This window comes from Candidatus Purcelliella pentastirinorum, from assembly GCF_003391335.1.
GTDB lineage: Bacteria > Pseudomonadota > Gammaproteobacteria > Enterobacterales > Enterobacteriaceae > Purcelliella > Purcelliella pentastirinorum.
Genome location: NZ_CP028374.1, coordinates 322,163 through 336,844, shown reverse-complemented (window position 1 = coordinate 336,844; position 14,682 = coordinate 322,163). Strand labels below are relative to the sequence as shown.

The window sequence follows — 14,682 nt, the reverse complement described above, 5'->3', positions numbered from 1 at the left end:
CATAATAAAAAGACTAATTAATATATTATACATATTAGAAAAAATCTTTCTAACCTTTTTTAAAACAAACTAATTAATATATGGATTATTAGCCTCTTTAAATTTAATAATAAGAGATATACCAACTAGTTTTAATGATTTACTAAAATAATTTATTAAATAACGTTTATAAGAACGAGATAAATTTTTTATTACCTTTCCATGAATAATAATCATAAAAGGACTGTATCCTCCAAAATGGGCATATTTTAATTTTGTACTACGACCATTAACGACAGGTAAACAATGCTTATTAATAGCTTCTAAAAGAATATTAGTTAAATATTTAGAACTAAATTTATTTTTAAATAAACTAAAAATAAATTCAGTAGAATTAAATATATTATTTATACCATAACCATATAAAGCTGAAATAAAATGTATTTCAAAATTATTAATAAAACTAATACGATTTAAAATATTTAATTTTATATTTTTTTTCAATGATAAAGAAATATTTTCACACTTATTAACTATAATTATAAAAGATTTACCCTTCGATATTATTAAATTTAATAAATATAAATCTTGATCTAAAAATCCTAAATTAACATCAATAATCAGTAATATAATATCAGCATAATCTATTGATTTAATAGATTGATATATAGAATATTCATCTAAATTATTATATTTATTACCTATTTTATTTTTTTTCAAACCAGCAGTATCAATTAAAATATAATTATACAAACCTCTTTTTATATATACATAAATACTATCACGTGTCGTACCTGGCAAACTATTAACTGTTAATCTTTTTTCTCCTAAAATATTATTAATTAATGTAGATTTACCTACATTTGGCTGACCAATACAAGCCAATTTAATATTATTTTGCATTTTATTTGAAAATTTATTTGAACAAAAAAAATAATTTGAATTAATAATTAATTTATCAAATAATATTTTTTCAGAATAAAAATTATTACCAATATAATCAAATATAATTGGATATATTTCTTTACAAAATAAAGAAAGAATATCTTTTTTACTAAAACAATCAATAAAATAAATATTTTTAAAACCCAAAGAATAAAATTGAAAAACAGAATTTTTATCATTTACTTTATTAATTATTAATATAACAAATTTATTTTTAGTTCTTAATATATTTGATATTAAATAATCATCAGACATAACTCCATCAATTGCATTTAAAATAAAAAAAATAATATTAGATTTATTAATTGCTGAAATAGATTGTTCTAAAATGCAATAATCATTTTTATCTAATATAGAACGAATAGCTGGAGTATCTATAATAATAAAATTTTTATCAAATCGTTTTATATACCCATATTTACAATCACGAGTAAAATTATCTAATTTATTAACTATGGCAGATTTAGTACCAGTCAATATATTAAATAATGTAGATTTACCTACATTAGTTCTACCTATTAAAGATATAATTGGAATCATAAATATTAATCATATAAAATTTTAATTAATTATAAAAAAACAAACAACCATTGTTATCTAAAATAAATAACTTGTTATTTTTGTAAAAAATAATATTTAAACCAAAATTACTAATTTTACTTCTAAAAAAAACAGAAAAATTATTAATATCTATTAAATATAAATAACCTAAATTATCACCTATTATAATATAATTTTTATATAAAATAGAAGATATTGAATCATATTTAAATGGTAACATTCGTTGACTTTTAATATAATAATTATCTATATTTAAAGATATTAAATAATTCATATTATCTAATAAATAAATACAATTATTATAAATAAAAATATTTTTAATAAATTTATTATCATATTTATACAATATATCTCCAGAAATAAAATCAATAGCTAAAAAACAACCATTAGAAGATAAGGAATATATTACACCATGATAAATGATAGGAGTATAATCTACATCAATCATATTATTAAAATTATCTTTATATGGATAAGAAATAAATTTTTTCCATATTAATTTGCCATCATAAGGGGAAATTACATTAATAAAACCATTATCACTACCAATAATAATTAAATTATTAAACATCACAGGTTCTGATTCACCCCTAACCCCAAAATTTGAATATCCTAAAAAAATACTCCATTTAATTTCACCATTATTTTTATTAAAAGCTTGTAATACACCATTAACAGTATGTACTAAAACTAAATCATTAAATAAAAATGGCTTAGATAAAATTTCCCCTGCAGCATCAACACACCAATCAATAACTCCATTACTAAAATTAATAGAATATAATTTAGCATTTTCAGTACCAAAATATATATTTTTTATATCTACACAAATATTTCCTAATAAAAAAATTCCATCATTTCTAAATTTTTTATATTTACAAGATAAATTTACAAACCACTTTTGTTTACCATCTTTTAATGATATTGCCTTAATAATACCAGAATAATTATAAATAAATATAATATCTTTATTAAAAGAAAATGAATAATTATAATATTCATTATTATATTTTCCAATATTAATTTGCCATACTTTCTTTAAATAAGGTTTATTCATAAAATGAATATAATCATTATCTGTACAACCTAAAAAAAATATTAACAATATTAAAAAATATAAACGAAAAACATTCATAAAATACTAATAACTCATTAATAAATACTGTTAATCTTTAATTTAATTAAATGTTTCAAAAAATCATTATTATCATTATTTAAAATATATAACCAAATTTTTTTAGCATTATCTCTATCCCCTATGCTCATCAATATATCACCTTTAATATTTAAAAAAATATATTTCCAACTATCAATATTAACAAAATATTTAATAATAGATAAAGATTCAATGAATTTATTTTCCTGATACAAAATACGTACTAGTCTAATAGAAAAAATTGCTTTCAAATTATCATCTTCAATATATCTAATACCATACTTTAACCAAAACTCAGCATTCTTTAATTCATTAATATCAACATAATACTTAGATAATTTTAGTATATTTATAAAACCATAAATATTATGATTATTTTCTATATAATTAAAAACATTAATCAAATTATCTTTATTTATATATTCAAATATATAATTACAATTTTTATTTAACATAATAATATTATTTTTTTTATGAAAAAAAAATAAAATAAAAGAAAAAAAAACAAAAAAAATAAAAATATATAAACCTATTTTTTTATAATATGATCTAAAACTAAACATTTATATTTACACAACAAAATTAAAATTATTTTTTATCTATTAATAATATTTAAATACATTTTTTAAATATTGTATAAAGTCATCATACGACAACATTCTCTTTATATCAAATTTTAAATCACACATAAAAAATGTATTTTGTTTTAAATAATTTTTATCAATAAATAAAATAATATCAATATTATTTTTTTTAGCACGAGTATAATACTTACTAATTTTTGTTATTTTATTATTTATATAAATTGATAATTTTAAATCAAAAAACAAATCACGTAATTTTTCTGCTAAATGTATACAAAACACACGGATATCATTTACACCAATTATACGAATAGACTTAGATTTAAATTTATTAAAAATAATGTCCATATCTTTAAATAATAATAATAAACGATCTAAACCAATAGCACATCCTATTCCAGGAAAATCGTATTTACTTAATTTTTTAAATAAACCATCATAACGACCTCCAGCACAAACAGTATTTTGAGCACCTAAATCGTTAGTAAACCATTCAAAAACTGTATTATTATAATAATCTAAGCCTCGAACTAATTTATAGTTTATAGTATATTTAATACAAAAAGAATCTAGTATCAAACATAATTCTTTAAAATGTGATATAGAAACATCATCAATATAATCATTCAAAATTGGAGCATCTTTCATTAATTCAACAATACTTAAATCTTTAATATCAAATACAATTAAAGGGTTTCTGATAATTTTTTCCCATAAAAAATTATCAAAAAAAGATTTTTTATTTAATAAAAAATCTTTTAAAACACCCAAATAAGTCCTTCTAGATATTAAAGAACCAATAGTATTAATTTCCAAAAATAATTTATTATTTAAACCTAATTTTTTCCATAACCTATCACAAATTAAAATCAATTCAACTTCAGCTTCTGGGCCAGAAATACCTATTACTTCCATTCCAAATTGATAAAACTGACGATAACGACCCTTTTGAGGACGTTCATATCTAAACATAGGACCATTATACCAAAAACGACAGGGTAAACTATAAAATAAACCATTTTCAATAATAGCTCTTACACATCCTACAGTACCTTCAGGACGTAATGCTATATTATTATTGCTACGATCACTAAATACATATATTTCCTTTTCTATAATATCTGTAATAGAACCAATAGCACATTTAAATAAATCATAATATTCAATTAAGGGTAACTTTATTTCACTAAAGTTATATAAACATAATATTTTATTCAAAATACATTCAATTTTTCGTAAATACAAAGTATCAACAAAAAAATAATCATTCATTCCACGAATTGATCTAATACTTCTAGACAAAATCATATTCTCTTAATAAATAATAACAAAAATAAATTCAATATTTAATATAAATAATATTATTTAAACTTTAATATTATCATATTTTTTATACAACATATAATTTAATAGATTAAAAAAAAATATTATTTTTTCTATTATAAAAACAAATAAATATTATAAAATGATATATAATATATTTAATATTATATGAAATTAAATATATTATATAAAATTAAATACAAAATTTAAATATACATAACTATAATATATTAAAATAGATTAACCTCTTAAAATATAATAAAATATATATTTATAAAAATAATTTAATAAAATCCAATATTTATTCTAAAATTATATTTATAAAACAATTCACATAAAACATATCTAATAAGTTTAAAATATCTCAAATAATATTCTAATTACTAAATAAAACATAACTTAATAAATTTTAATTTAAAATAAAAATAAAAATATTTAAAAAAACTTAATATAACTATTAACATATAACAATATTTAATTATCAAAAAATCATTAAAATTTATTAAAAAATAATTAAAAATTATATTTAATTATTTAAAAATATTAAATAATTATAATACAAATAAAACTAAAAAAAATATATTAATACAAAATTAAATTAATTATAAAAATTTAATAAAATATAAATACATATTAAATAAAAAGATTACATTATATATCTAACTTATAAATCTATTAATTCATTAAAATAAAATTACAAATGAATTAAATAAAAATAAATTATAAACATAATACTTAAAAAAATAATTTTATACAAATATAACAATATAAATAAATATAATAATTTTTTTTATAAAATAAAAAATTCATAACTATATAAAAATATATGTTTTTAAAATTTTTAGAAAATTATTCATAAATATAAAAAATAAAATATTATTAGATTTTACTTACTACCATTAAAAAAAAAACTATTTTAAAAATACACCAGACAATTGACCACATGATGCATATATATCTGTGCCTCTACTCTTTCTTATAGTAACAATAAAACCATATTGTGTTAAAATTTTAAAAAAATATTTAATATTTACATAATTACTACAACTATAATTTAAACCTGGAAAATCATTTAATGGAATTAAATTAATTTTACTAGGAATATTCTTTAATAAATTAACCAAATTTAAAGCATCTATTTTAGTATCATTAATACCATCTATCATTACATATTCAATAGAAACAATTCCACAATTAGCCTTTGAAGAAATCATATATTTAGCAACGGTACTTATTAAATTTTTAATCTTATATCTATTGTTTATAGGCATTATACTATCACGAACTACATCACTAGATGCATGTAATGAAATTGCCAATACAACATCAATATTTTTGAATAATTCATGTATAGCAGGAATAATACCAGATGTGGAAATAACAATCTTACGTTTAGAAAAACCTAAACCAAATTTATCTAAAATAATTTTAATAGAAGTAACCAAATTTTTAAAATTTAATAACGGTTCTCCCATACCCATAAATACAATATTGGTAATTGATTTACCATTATTTAATTTCAAATCACTAATCATTTTTTTTACTAATATAATCTGACCAATTATTTCAAATACAAAAAGATTTCTGACAAATTTTTGTTTTCCTGTACAACAAAATTTACAATCTAAAAAACAACCTACTTGAGAAGATAAACACAAAGTAATACGATTCTTATATGGAATATATACAGTTTCTATATATTGCTTATGTCCAACTTCGATTAAAATCTTAATAGTGCCATCAGAAGAATGAAAAACTTTAAATAATTTAGGTAATAGAATATAAGATATTTTTTTTAATTTATTAATTAAATTAGAACTAAAATTAGTCATTTTTGTAAAATCCAAACAATCTTTTTGATAAATCCATGACATTAATTGATTAGAACGAAAAGAATATTCTCCAATAGATAAAAATAACTTACATAATTCCTCTCTATTTAAATTTAATAAATTTATTTTTTTAGACATTTAAACCTTATAAAATATAATAAAATTATTTAATAAATCTAGAAAAAATTTCATTCTTATTAAAAAAAAACTTTATTTCACGATATGCTGAACGAATTGAATCAGAACCATGAACAGCATTTTTAGTTAAATTATCAGAATAATCAGATCTAATAGTACCAGTTATAGCTAAAGATGGATCAGTATGACCAATAAGTTCACGATTACGTTTTACTGCATCTTTACATTCCAAAACAGATACAATAATTGGACCAGATGACATAAAACTAATTAAATCATCAAAGAAATATTTACCTTTATGCAAAATATAAAAGGATTTTACTTGATATTCATTTAAAAATAACATTTTAGCCGCAATTATTCTAAATCCAGATCTCTCAAAACGACTATAAATTTCACCAATAACATTATTTAAAACTGAATTAGGTTTAATAATTAATAAAGTCTGTTCTATATTCATAATAATTTTATTATTTTATTTAACAACATTGGATAGAATAATAAAATAAAAAAATATACTAGTCAAAAGAAAATAATGAAAATAAAACATATAATAATGATGACCATAGGCAGTTCAATAGGAACAGGTTTATTTATATCATTAGGAAATGCTATTGTAAAATATGGAACAATATTAACAATAATTTCATACATACTAATAAGTATAATGATCTATTTCTTAATGAACATTATCGGAGAATTAACAACATTAATACCCAAATACGAATCATTTACGAATTACGGATCAAAATATGTAGAAGAAGGTTTTGGTTTTTCATTAGGATGGAACTATTGGTATAACTGGGTCCTTACTATAACAATAAATTTAGTATCTACTCAAATAATAATGGGTTATTGGTATCCTCAAATACCCAGTTATATTTGGGGAATAATATTTTTAACTATTATTTTTTCAATTAATTTTCTTTCAATAAAAAACTTTGGAGAAATAGAATACTGGTTATCATTAATTAAAATTGTAGCTATTTTTACATTTTTAATAATAGGAAGTATAACTATAATAAATATTATACAAAAAAAAGAAATTTTAATAGACTGGATAACAATTAAAAATAATTTTTATAAAAATAACATCTATACATTTATAAATATTACTACAATTATAGGATTTTCTTTCCAGGGTATAGAATTAATTGCAATAACAGCCAAAGAAATTAAAAACCCTCAAAAAAATATTAAAAAAATAATAAATAAAATATTTTGGATAATACAAATATTATATATATCAGTAATAATAACTATAATAATAGTAACAAATCATGAAAAAAACTTTTTAATAGAAAAAAATAATATAGAAAATATCATAATTAGTCCATTTACTTTAATTTTTAAAAATTCAAAATTAATAAATACAGCTTCAATAATAAACTTTATTATATTAATTGCAATTTTATCTTCAAGTAATGCTGGACTATATGCATCAAGTAGAATGTTATACACATTGGCAATGGATGGCAAAGCTCCTAAAATATTTTCAAACCTTTCAAAAAATGGAGTGCCTAAATATGCATTATATTTAACAACAATAATATCAGGATGTTATTTAATATATTATAAAACAAATATTCAAAAAATTTATATTGAACTAATAAAAATTTCAAGTATAACAGGATTTATTACATGGTTAGGAATAATAATCATTCATTATAGATTTAAAATAGGTTATAAAAAATTAAAAAATAAAAATAAAAAAAAAACATATAAATGTAAATATTTTCCAATAGGATCAATTTTTTCTTTTATACTATGTATGATAATAACTTTAGGACAAACATATATAACACTATCTTCAAATAATTTACAATTAAAAGAAATTATAACAACTTATATGGGCATACCATTATTTTTAACTAATTGGTTATGCTATAAAATAATATTTAAAAGTAAAATAATAAAATATAATGACATGAATTTTAATTATAAAAAAAAAATAAATAAAAAATAAATATGTAAATATTGGCCCCTCCCCGATTTGAACGGGGGACCAAACGATTATGAGTCGCTTGCTCTGACCACTGAGCTAAGGGGCCATAAATTTAATAAAAAATTAAAAATATGTCAAACAAAATTAAAAATCATAACCAATTTTTTTGTTTAAAATAAAAATACGGAGCTAAACCAGCAACTATCATTAAAATTATAGCAAATGGATAACCAAAAATCCACTTAAGTTCAGGCATAAAAATAAAATTCATACCATAACTAGAAGCCACCAAAGTTGGTGGTAAAAAAACAACAGATACAACAGAAAAAATCTTAATAATCCTATTTTGTTCTATACTAATAAAACCTATAGCAACTTGCATCAAAAAATTTACTTTCTGAAATAAAGATTCATTGTGAGGTAATAAAGATTCAATATCTCTTAATATTTCTCTAGATTGCTCTCTTTGTTTAATTTGTAAATTAGCTTTACGAACAAGAAAATTTATAGCACGTTGACTATCCATTAAACATAATCTAACCTTCCATCCTATATCTTCCAATTCAGCTAATATAGATAATGCTTCATCAAACTCATCACCTTGTTGCCCTTCCATTATAATTTTACTTAATTTTTCTAAAGAACTATACATATGTTCAATTTCATCAGCAAGTTGTTCAACTTTAATTTCAAATAAATCTAAAAATAACTCATAAACATTACCATTAATTAATTTTTGTTTACTTATTCTAATAAAATATAACTTAAAAGTTAATAATTCTTTTTCTCGCAAAGTATACAATCTATTATCAACTATTGTAAAAGCGACAGTAGAATTACCAGATCTTTCTATGGAATTATGAAAAAAGAAAAAAGAATGTATATGTAAACCATCTTCATTTTCAAAAAAACGAGCGGAAGCTTCAATATCTTCTAATTCTGGACGACTAGCTAATATCTGACCCAGCTTATTACGTATAAATTCCCTCTCCTCATCTTTAGGATCAATTAAATCCACCCATATAGAAGATTCAAAATTTTCTACATCATTATTAGATTCTATATCTATCTTTTTTAAACGATTATTATCTAATTTGAATATGGCTAACATGTTAAAATCCTAATTCAAAACAACAAATTTACTATTTTAAATCAAATAAAATATAAATAAATATTAAATGATCAAAACAATAATTTATTATTAAAAAAATATGAATAACATAATAATGTTAATCTAAATAATATATAAATGCTACAATAATTATATTTTATATAAAATAAAAAATAATATTTATAAATTTTTATTATAAAAATATGAATAACATATATTCTTTACTCATTAATTTAAAAATAAAAAAATAATTATAAAATAAATATTTTGAATATAATAAATATTTAAGTTAAATAATAAATAATCATTAAAATTAATAATTTTTTTTATCTAAATAAAATATAATAAAAATAAATTTTTCAATTTCAAAAAAATAGATAAAATAAAACAAATAAAAATGTTTAAAAAAAAAATTAAAATAGCAACAAGAAATAGTCCTTTAGCTATAATACAAGCAGAATATGTAAGAAAAAAAATACAACATATATACCCTAAAATAAATATAGAATTATTACCTGTAATTACAAAAAGTAATGAGATATCAAAAAAAATCTTAAACAATCAATTAAATAAAGAAATTTTCGTTAAAAATTTAGAAATAGCACTATTAAAAAAAGATGCAGATTTAGCTGTTCATTCAGTCAAAGATTTATCAACAAAACTTCCAGATGGACTAATTTTAACAGCCATTTGCAAACGTGATAATCCATTAGATGCATTTATATCAAATAATTATAAAACAATAGAATCATTAATTGAAGGATCAATAATAGGAACATCAAGTCCAAGAAGAAAATCACAGCTACTAAATTATAAAAAAAATATTTTTATAAAACCAATAAGAGGAAACATAGAAACAAGATTAAAATTATTAGATTTAGGAAAATATGACGCAATAATATTAGCTGTTGCAGGACTAAAAAGATTGGGTTTAAAAAATAGAATAAACCAAATAATATCAACAAATATATCTTTACCTTCAGGAGGACAAGGAGCAATTGGAATAGAATGCTTAATTAATAATTATAAAATAATTTCTTTATTAAAAAAAATAAATCATAAAGATTCAGAAATATTAATTAAAGCAGAACGATCATTTAATAAAGAATTAAATTCAGGATGTCAATTACCAATCGGTAGTTACGCAAAACTTAAAAATAACAAAATATGCTTAAAAGGAATAATAGGATCAATAAATGGAACATACCTTATAAAGGGTAAACAAATAGGAAATAAACAACAAGCAAATATTATAGGAAAAAAATTAGCAAAAAAAATAATTAAAAACGGAGGTAAAAAAATAATAAAATCTTTTATAAAAAAAAAATATGACAATATTAATATTAAGACCACACCCATACGGTAAAAAATTAGCAAAAAAATTATCTGACCTAGGATTTAATACATATAATTTACCATTAATAAAATTTAAAGAAGGAAAAAATCTAAAATTATTACCCAAAATATTTACTTCATTAAAAGATAAAGATCTGATATTTGTATTATCACAACAAACAATAAAATATGTTAATAATTTTTTAAAAAAATTATACTTAACATGGCCTATGAAACCAACTTATTATGCAATAGGAAAAAATACTGCATTAAAATTAAAAAAAAAAATAAATAAAAAAATTAATTATCCTAAAAATATAGAAAACATGGAAACATTAATTGATTTATTAAAACTACATGATATAAAAAAAAAAACTGCCTTAATACTCCAAAGTAATAATAGTAGAAAAAAATTAATAAAAAAATTAAAAAAAAATGGTACAAAAATAATATCTATAGAATGCTATAAACAAATAAAAAATAAAATAAATAAAAAAAAAGAAAGAAAAAAATTAAAAAAACACAAAATCAAAGAAATAGTAGCAACAAGTAAAAAAATTTTAAAAAAATTATATAAATTAATACCACCAAAAGATCGCATTAAATGGCTATTAAATTGTAAAATTATAGTAATAAGTAAAAGATTGGCAAAAATAGCATATAAATTAGGTTGGAAAAAAATTTATATATCAGACAAAGCAAATAATAATTCGTTAATAAAAATATTAAAAAAAATAATTATAATAAAATAATATTTTTTATATAAACAGGAAAATGATAAATGAAACTATACGATAAAGATATAAAAAAATGGATCAAAGATGGTAAAATACTTATAAAACCAAAACCTAAAAATAATAATATTAAAGAAGTTAGTATAGATATACATTTAGGTAATAAATTTCGCATATTCAATAAAAATAATAATGGATATATTGATTTAAAAAAATATGAAATGAATAAAAATAATAAAATAAACAAAATTATTAGCAAAGAAATAAACATTTCTAACAATAAAAAATTTTATTTATACCCTAAGGAAATGGCACTAGGAATTACAAAAGAATATGTTAATTTACCAAATAATTTAATTGGAACATTATATGGACGTTCATCATTGGCTAGAATAGGTTTAATGATACACATAACAGCAAATCGTATAGATCCAGGATGGTGTGGCAATATTGTACTAGAATTTTACAATTTTAATAAATTACCATTAATATTATATCCTGGAATGATTATAGGAGCATTATGTTTTGAAACATTATCAGGCTATGTAAAAAAATCATATAACACAAGAAAAAATTCAAAATATAAAAATCAAAAAAACACATAAATAATTAAAATACAAAATTTTAAAAAAATATAAAATTAATTTCTTAATCCTATTCCTTTCTCAATCAAAATCCATACAAAAAAATAAAATAGAAAAATAAAAAAAAATAATACTAATAAAGTAAAAATAATAGGAATATCCTGAACTCCTAAAAAACCAAAACGAAAACCACTAATCATATATACAATAGGATTAAATTTAGAAATAGTTTTCCAAAAAGAAGGTAATAAATTAAGTGAATAAAATACACCACCAAGATAAGTCAATGGGGTTAAAACAAAAGTAGGTATTAAACTAATATCATCAAATGTCTTTGCAAAAACTGCATTTAATAAACCAGCTAATGAAAATAAAAAAGCAGTTAAAAAAATTATTAAAAATATAATAAAAAAAGAATACATTTTAAATGGAATAAAAAATAATAAAATCATATTAACCAAAAAACCAACACATATTCCTCTAGCGACACCACCACCAACATATCCTAAAATTATTATATGTGATGGAACAGGAGCAACTAATAATTCTTCAATATTCCTTTGAAATTTAGCACTAAAAAATGATGAAGCAACATTAGAATAAGAATTAGTAATAACCGACATCATAATTAAACCTGGCATAATAAATTTAATATAACAAAAACCATCCATAGTTCCAATATGATCACCAATTAGATTACCAAAAATAATAAAATATAAAGTCATGGTAATAACTGGAGGAATTATAGTTTGAATCCATATTCTAGAAAATCTATTAATTTCCTTACTCCATATACTTTTTAAAGCCACCCAATATAATTGGGTCATAAATTTTCTCCTTTATTATTTTTAATAAGTTTAACAAATAATTCTTCCAACCTATTAAATTTATTACGCATACTAAATACTTGAATACCTTGTAAATTTAATTGATCAAAAACAGAATTTAAACCTTGACTACGCATAACTTCAACTTCCAATGTACATTGATCAATTAATTTATACTTAAATCCTTTTAAATTTATATTTCTATTTTGTATTAAAATATCAAATATAAAAGTTTGATATTTTAATTTAGATAATAATAATTTCATTGAACTATTTTCTATTAATAAACCACGATTAAATATACCAATATTTTTACACAAATTTTCGGCTTCTTCTAAATAATGAGTTGTTAAAATTATAGTTACACCATTAGAATTTAAATTTTTTAAATATTTCCAAATAAATCTACGTAATTCAATATCAACACCTGCTGTAGGTTCATCTAAAATTAATAATTTAGGATTATGCATTAAAGTTCTAGCTAACATTAAACGCCTTTTCATACCTCCAGATAACATACGTGCTACTTCATTTCTCCTATTCCATAAATTTAATTCACCTAAATACTTCTTAGCACGAATACGAGCTTCATATTTACAAACACCGTAATAACCAGCTTGATTAACTACTATTTGTAAAACTGTTTCAAATGGATTAAAATTAAATTCCTGAGGTACTAACCCTAAATGACGCTTTGCATTAACAGTATCAACTTCTAAATCATGACCAAAAACAAATATTTTACCAGTAGTTTTATTAACTAAAGAAGTAACAATACCAATAGCTGTAGATTTACCAGCACCATTAGGACCCAATAACGCATAAAAATCACCTATTTTTACATTTAAAGATATATCTTTAAGAGCATAAATTTTATTACAATATATTTTACTAATATTTATTAATTCAAGTGCATACTTCATAAATAAAAACCCTAAATAAAAAAAAATAAAATAAAATTAATTTTAAAATCAACCAAATTTATAATATTAATTTAAAAATTTATAAATAATAAATAAAATATTTTTAATTAACAACAACCTTTCCTATATAAGATAAATGTCTATAATTTTGATTATAATCAATACCATAACCAATAACAAATTCATTAGATATAGTGAATCCAATATATTTAATAAATATATTGACTTCTCTACATGATGGTTTATCTAATAAAGTGCAAATAGATAATGAATTAGGTTTACGTAATAATAACATTTCATAAACTTTACTTATGGTATAACCAGAATCTATTATATCTTCAATAATTAATACATCTTTATCATAAATATTTCCATCTAAATCTTTAATAATCTTAACATCTCTAGAAGAAAACATATTACTACCATAACTTGATACAGTCATAAAATCTACTTCATGAGGAATATTAATTACTCTACATAAATCAGATACAAAAATAAAAGATCCTCTCAATAAACCAATCAATATAAATTTTTTACTTATATTATAATAATCTTGCGTAATTCGTTTACCTAAATAATTAACCTTTGAATTTATATCATTTGAAGAAATCAACTTTTCAATATAGTATTTCATAGAATAATAATGCAAAATTAATAATCCTTTATATTATTATAAGAAATTACTATTTATTTAAATTAAAATAA

General features: G+C 19.7%; 14 protein-coding genes and 1 tRNA gene. 4 read left to right on the top strand and 11 right to left on the bottom strand.

Annotation, left to right across the window (positions count from 1 at the left end):
• Window positions 1–69: 69 nt before the first annotated feature.
• The 6 genes from der to ndk all read right to left on the bottom strand — a co-directional run bounded on the left by der (window position 70) and on the right by ndk (window position 6,978).
• A complete protein-coding gene (gene der, locus C9I82_RS01635) occupies window positions 70–1,464 on the bottom strand; it encodes a ribosome biogenesis GTPase Der (RefSeq protein ID WP_115956115.1) in 1,395 nt (464 codons plus the stop codon).
• Window positions 1,465–1,489: 25 nt separating this feature from the next.
• The gene (locus C9I82_RS01630; protein ID WP_115956114.1) at window positions 1,490–2,620 is read right to left on the bottom strand and encodes an outer membrane protein assembly factor BamB family protein; all 1,131 of its coding nucleotides are present in this window, start codon (window positions 2,618–2,620) and stop codon (window positions 1,490–1,492) included.
• A gap of 17 nt (window positions 2,621–2,637) precedes the next feature.
• Window positions 2,638–3,204 (bottom strand): YfgM family protein, encoded by a 567-nt coding sequence (locus C9I82_RS01625; RefSeq protein ID WP_115956113.1) that lies wholly within the window; start codon window positions 3,202–3,204, stop codon window positions 2,638–2,640.
• 39 nt (window positions 3,205–3,243) lie between these two features.
• Entirely contained in the window at window positions 3,244–4,533 is a 1,290-nt protein-coding gene (gene hisS, locus C9I82_RS01620) for a histidine--tRNA ligase (RefSeq protein ID WP_115956112.1), read from the bottom strand.
• 926 nt (window positions 4,534–5,459) lie between these two features.
• The gene (gene rlmN / locus C9I82_RS01615) at window positions 5,460–6,518 is read right to left on the bottom strand and encodes a 23S rRNA (adenine(2503)-C(2))-methyltransferase RlmN (RefSeq protein WP_115956111.1); all 1,059 of its coding nucleotides are present in this window, start codon (window positions 6,516–6,518) and stop codon (window positions 5,460–5,462) included.
• A 25-nt stretch (window positions 6,519–6,543) separates the two neighbouring features.
• Entirely contained in the window at window positions 6,544–6,978 is a 435-nt protein-coding gene (gene ndk / locus C9I82_RS01610; protein ID WP_115956110.1) for a nucleoside-diphosphate kinase, read from the bottom strand.
• A 75-nt stretch (window positions 6,979–7,053) separates the two neighbouring features.
• Between ndk and C9I82_RS01605 the strand changes: the two genes are divergently transcribed.
• Window positions 7,054–8,484 carry an amino acid permease gene (locus tag C9I82_RS01605; RefSeq protein WP_115956109.1) on the top strand — a complete coding sequence of 477 codons (1,431 nt, stop codon included), beginning with the start codon at window positions 7,054–7,056 and terminating at the stop codon, window positions 8,482–8,484.
• Between the two features lie 12 nt (window positions 8,485–8,496).
• Here C9I82_RS01605 and C9I82_RS01600 read toward each other — a convergent pair.
• Both C9I82_RS01600 and corA read right to left on the bottom strand, forming a co-directional pair.
• Window positions 8,497–8,569, bottom strand: a tRNA-Ile gene (locus C9I82_RS01600).
• Window positions 8,570–8,614: 45 nt separating this feature from the next.
• Window positions 8,615–9,574: a magnesium/cobalt transporter CorA gene (corA, locus tag C9I82_RS01595; protein WP_115956108.1), complete on the bottom strand. Its 960-nt coding sequence runs from the start codon at window positions 9,572–9,574 to the stop codon at window positions 8,615–8,617.
• 397 nt (window positions 9,575–9,971) lie between these two features.
• On the opposite strand from corA, the gene hemC reads away from it, so the two are divergent.
• The 3 genes from hemC to dcd are packed head-to-tail and all read left to right on the top strand — an operon-like array spanning window position 9,972 to window position 12,248.
• Window positions 9,972–10,940 carry a hydroxymethylbilane synthase gene (hemC, locus tag C9I82_RS01590; protein WP_115956107.1) on the top strand — a complete coding sequence of 323 codons (969 nt, stop codon included), beginning with the start codon at window positions 9,972–9,974 and terminating at the stop codon, window positions 10,938–10,940.
• The gene (locus C9I82_RS01585; protein ID WP_115956106.1) at window positions 10,903–11,661 is read left to right on the top strand and encodes a uroporphyrinogen-III synthase; all 759 of its coding nucleotides are present in this window, start codon (window positions 10,903–10,905) and stop codon (window positions 11,659–11,661) included. Before hemC ends, C9I82_RS01585 begins: the two co-directional genes overlap by 38 nt.
• A gap of 29 nt (window positions 11,662–11,690) precedes the next feature.
• A complete protein-coding gene (gene dcd / locus C9I82_RS01580; RefSeq protein ID WP_115956105.1) occupies window positions 11,691–12,248 on the top strand; it encodes a dCTP deaminase in 558 nt (185 codons plus the stop codon).
• Between the two features lie 35 nt (window positions 12,249–12,283).
• Here dcd and C9I82_RS01575 read toward each other — a convergent pair whose 3' ends face one another.
• The 3 genes from C9I82_RS01575 to hpt all read right to left on the bottom strand — a co-directional run bounded on the left by C9I82_RS01575 (window position 12,284) and on the right by hpt (window position 14,611).
• Window positions 12,284–13,054 carry an ABC transporter permease gene (locus C9I82_RS01575; RefSeq protein WP_115956104.1) on the bottom strand — a complete coding sequence of 257 codons (771 nt, stop codon included), beginning with the start codon at window positions 13,052–13,054 and terminating at the stop codon, window positions 12,284–12,286.
• The gene (locus C9I82_RS01570; protein WP_115956103.1) at window positions 13,051–13,977 is read right to left on the bottom strand and encodes an ABC transporter ATP-binding protein; all 927 of its coding nucleotides are present in this window, start codon (window positions 13,975–13,977) and stop codon (window positions 13,051–13,053) included. The genes C9I82_RS01575 and C9I82_RS01570 overlap by 4 nt, the downstream gene beginning before the upstream one ends.
• 103 nt (window positions 13,978–14,080) lie before the next feature.
• Window positions 14,081–14,611: a hypoxanthine phosphoribosyltransferase gene (hpt, locus tag C9I82_RS01565; protein ID WP_115956102.1), complete on the bottom strand. Its 531-nt coding sequence runs from the start codon at window positions 14,609–14,611 to the stop codon at window positions 14,081–14,083.
• Between the last annotated feature and the right edge of the window lie 71 nt (window positions 14,612–14,682).

Excerpts from the sequence above, each read along its gene's own strand:
- der (WP_115956115.1), bottom strand. The coding sequence starts at position 1,464 with ATGATTCCAATTATATCTTTAATAGGTAGAACTAATGTAGGTAAATCT.
- C9I82_RS01630 (WP_115956114.1), bottom strand. The coding sequence starts at position 2,620 with ATGAATGTTTTTCGTTTATATTTTTTAATATTGTTAATATTTTTTTTA.
- C9I82_RS01625 (WP_115956113.1), bottom strand. The coding sequence starts at position 3,204 with ATGTTTAGTTTTAGATCATATTATAAAAAAATAGGTTTATATATTTTT.
- hisS (WP_115956112.1), bottom strand. The coding sequence starts at position 4,533 with ATGATTTTGTCTAGAAGTATTAGATCAATTCGTGGAATGAATGATTAT.
- rlmN (WP_115956111.1), bottom strand. The coding sequence starts at position 6,518 with ATGTCTAAAAAAATAAATTTATTAAATTTAAATAGAGAGGAATTATGT.
- ndk (WP_115956110.1), bottom strand. The coding sequence starts at position 6,978 with ATGAATATAGAACAGACTTTATTAATTATTAAACCTAATTCAGTTTTA.
- C9I82_RS01605 (WP_115956109.1), top strand. The coding sequence starts at position 7,054 with ATGAAAATAAAACATATAATAATGATGACCATAGGCAGTTCAATAGGA.
- corA (WP_115956108.1), bottom strand. The coding sequence starts at position 9,574 with ATGTTAGCCATATTCAAATTAGATAATAATCGTTTAAAAAAGATAGAT.
- hemC (WP_115956107.1), top strand. The coding sequence starts at position 9,972 with ATGTTTAAAAAAAAAATTAAAATAGCAACAAGAAATAGTCCTTTAGCT.
- C9I82_RS01585 (WP_115956106.1), top strand. The coding sequence starts at position 10,903 with ATGACAATATTAATATTAAGACCACACCCATACGGTAAAAAATTAGCA.
- dcd (WP_115956105.1), top strand. The coding sequence starts at position 11,691 with ATGAAACTATACGATAAAGATATAAAAAAATGGATCAAAGATGGTAAA.
- C9I82_RS01575 (WP_115956104.1), bottom strand. The coding sequence starts at position 13,054 with ATGACCCAATTATATTGGGTGGCTTTAAAAAGTATATGGAGTAAGGAA.
- C9I82_RS01570 (WP_115956103.1), bottom strand. The coding sequence starts at position 13,977 with ATGAAGTATGCACTTGAATTAATAAATATTAGTAAAATATATTGTAAT.
- hpt (WP_115956102.1), bottom strand. The coding sequence starts at position 14,611 with ATGAAATACTATATTGAAAAGTTGATTTCTTCAAATGATATAAATTCA.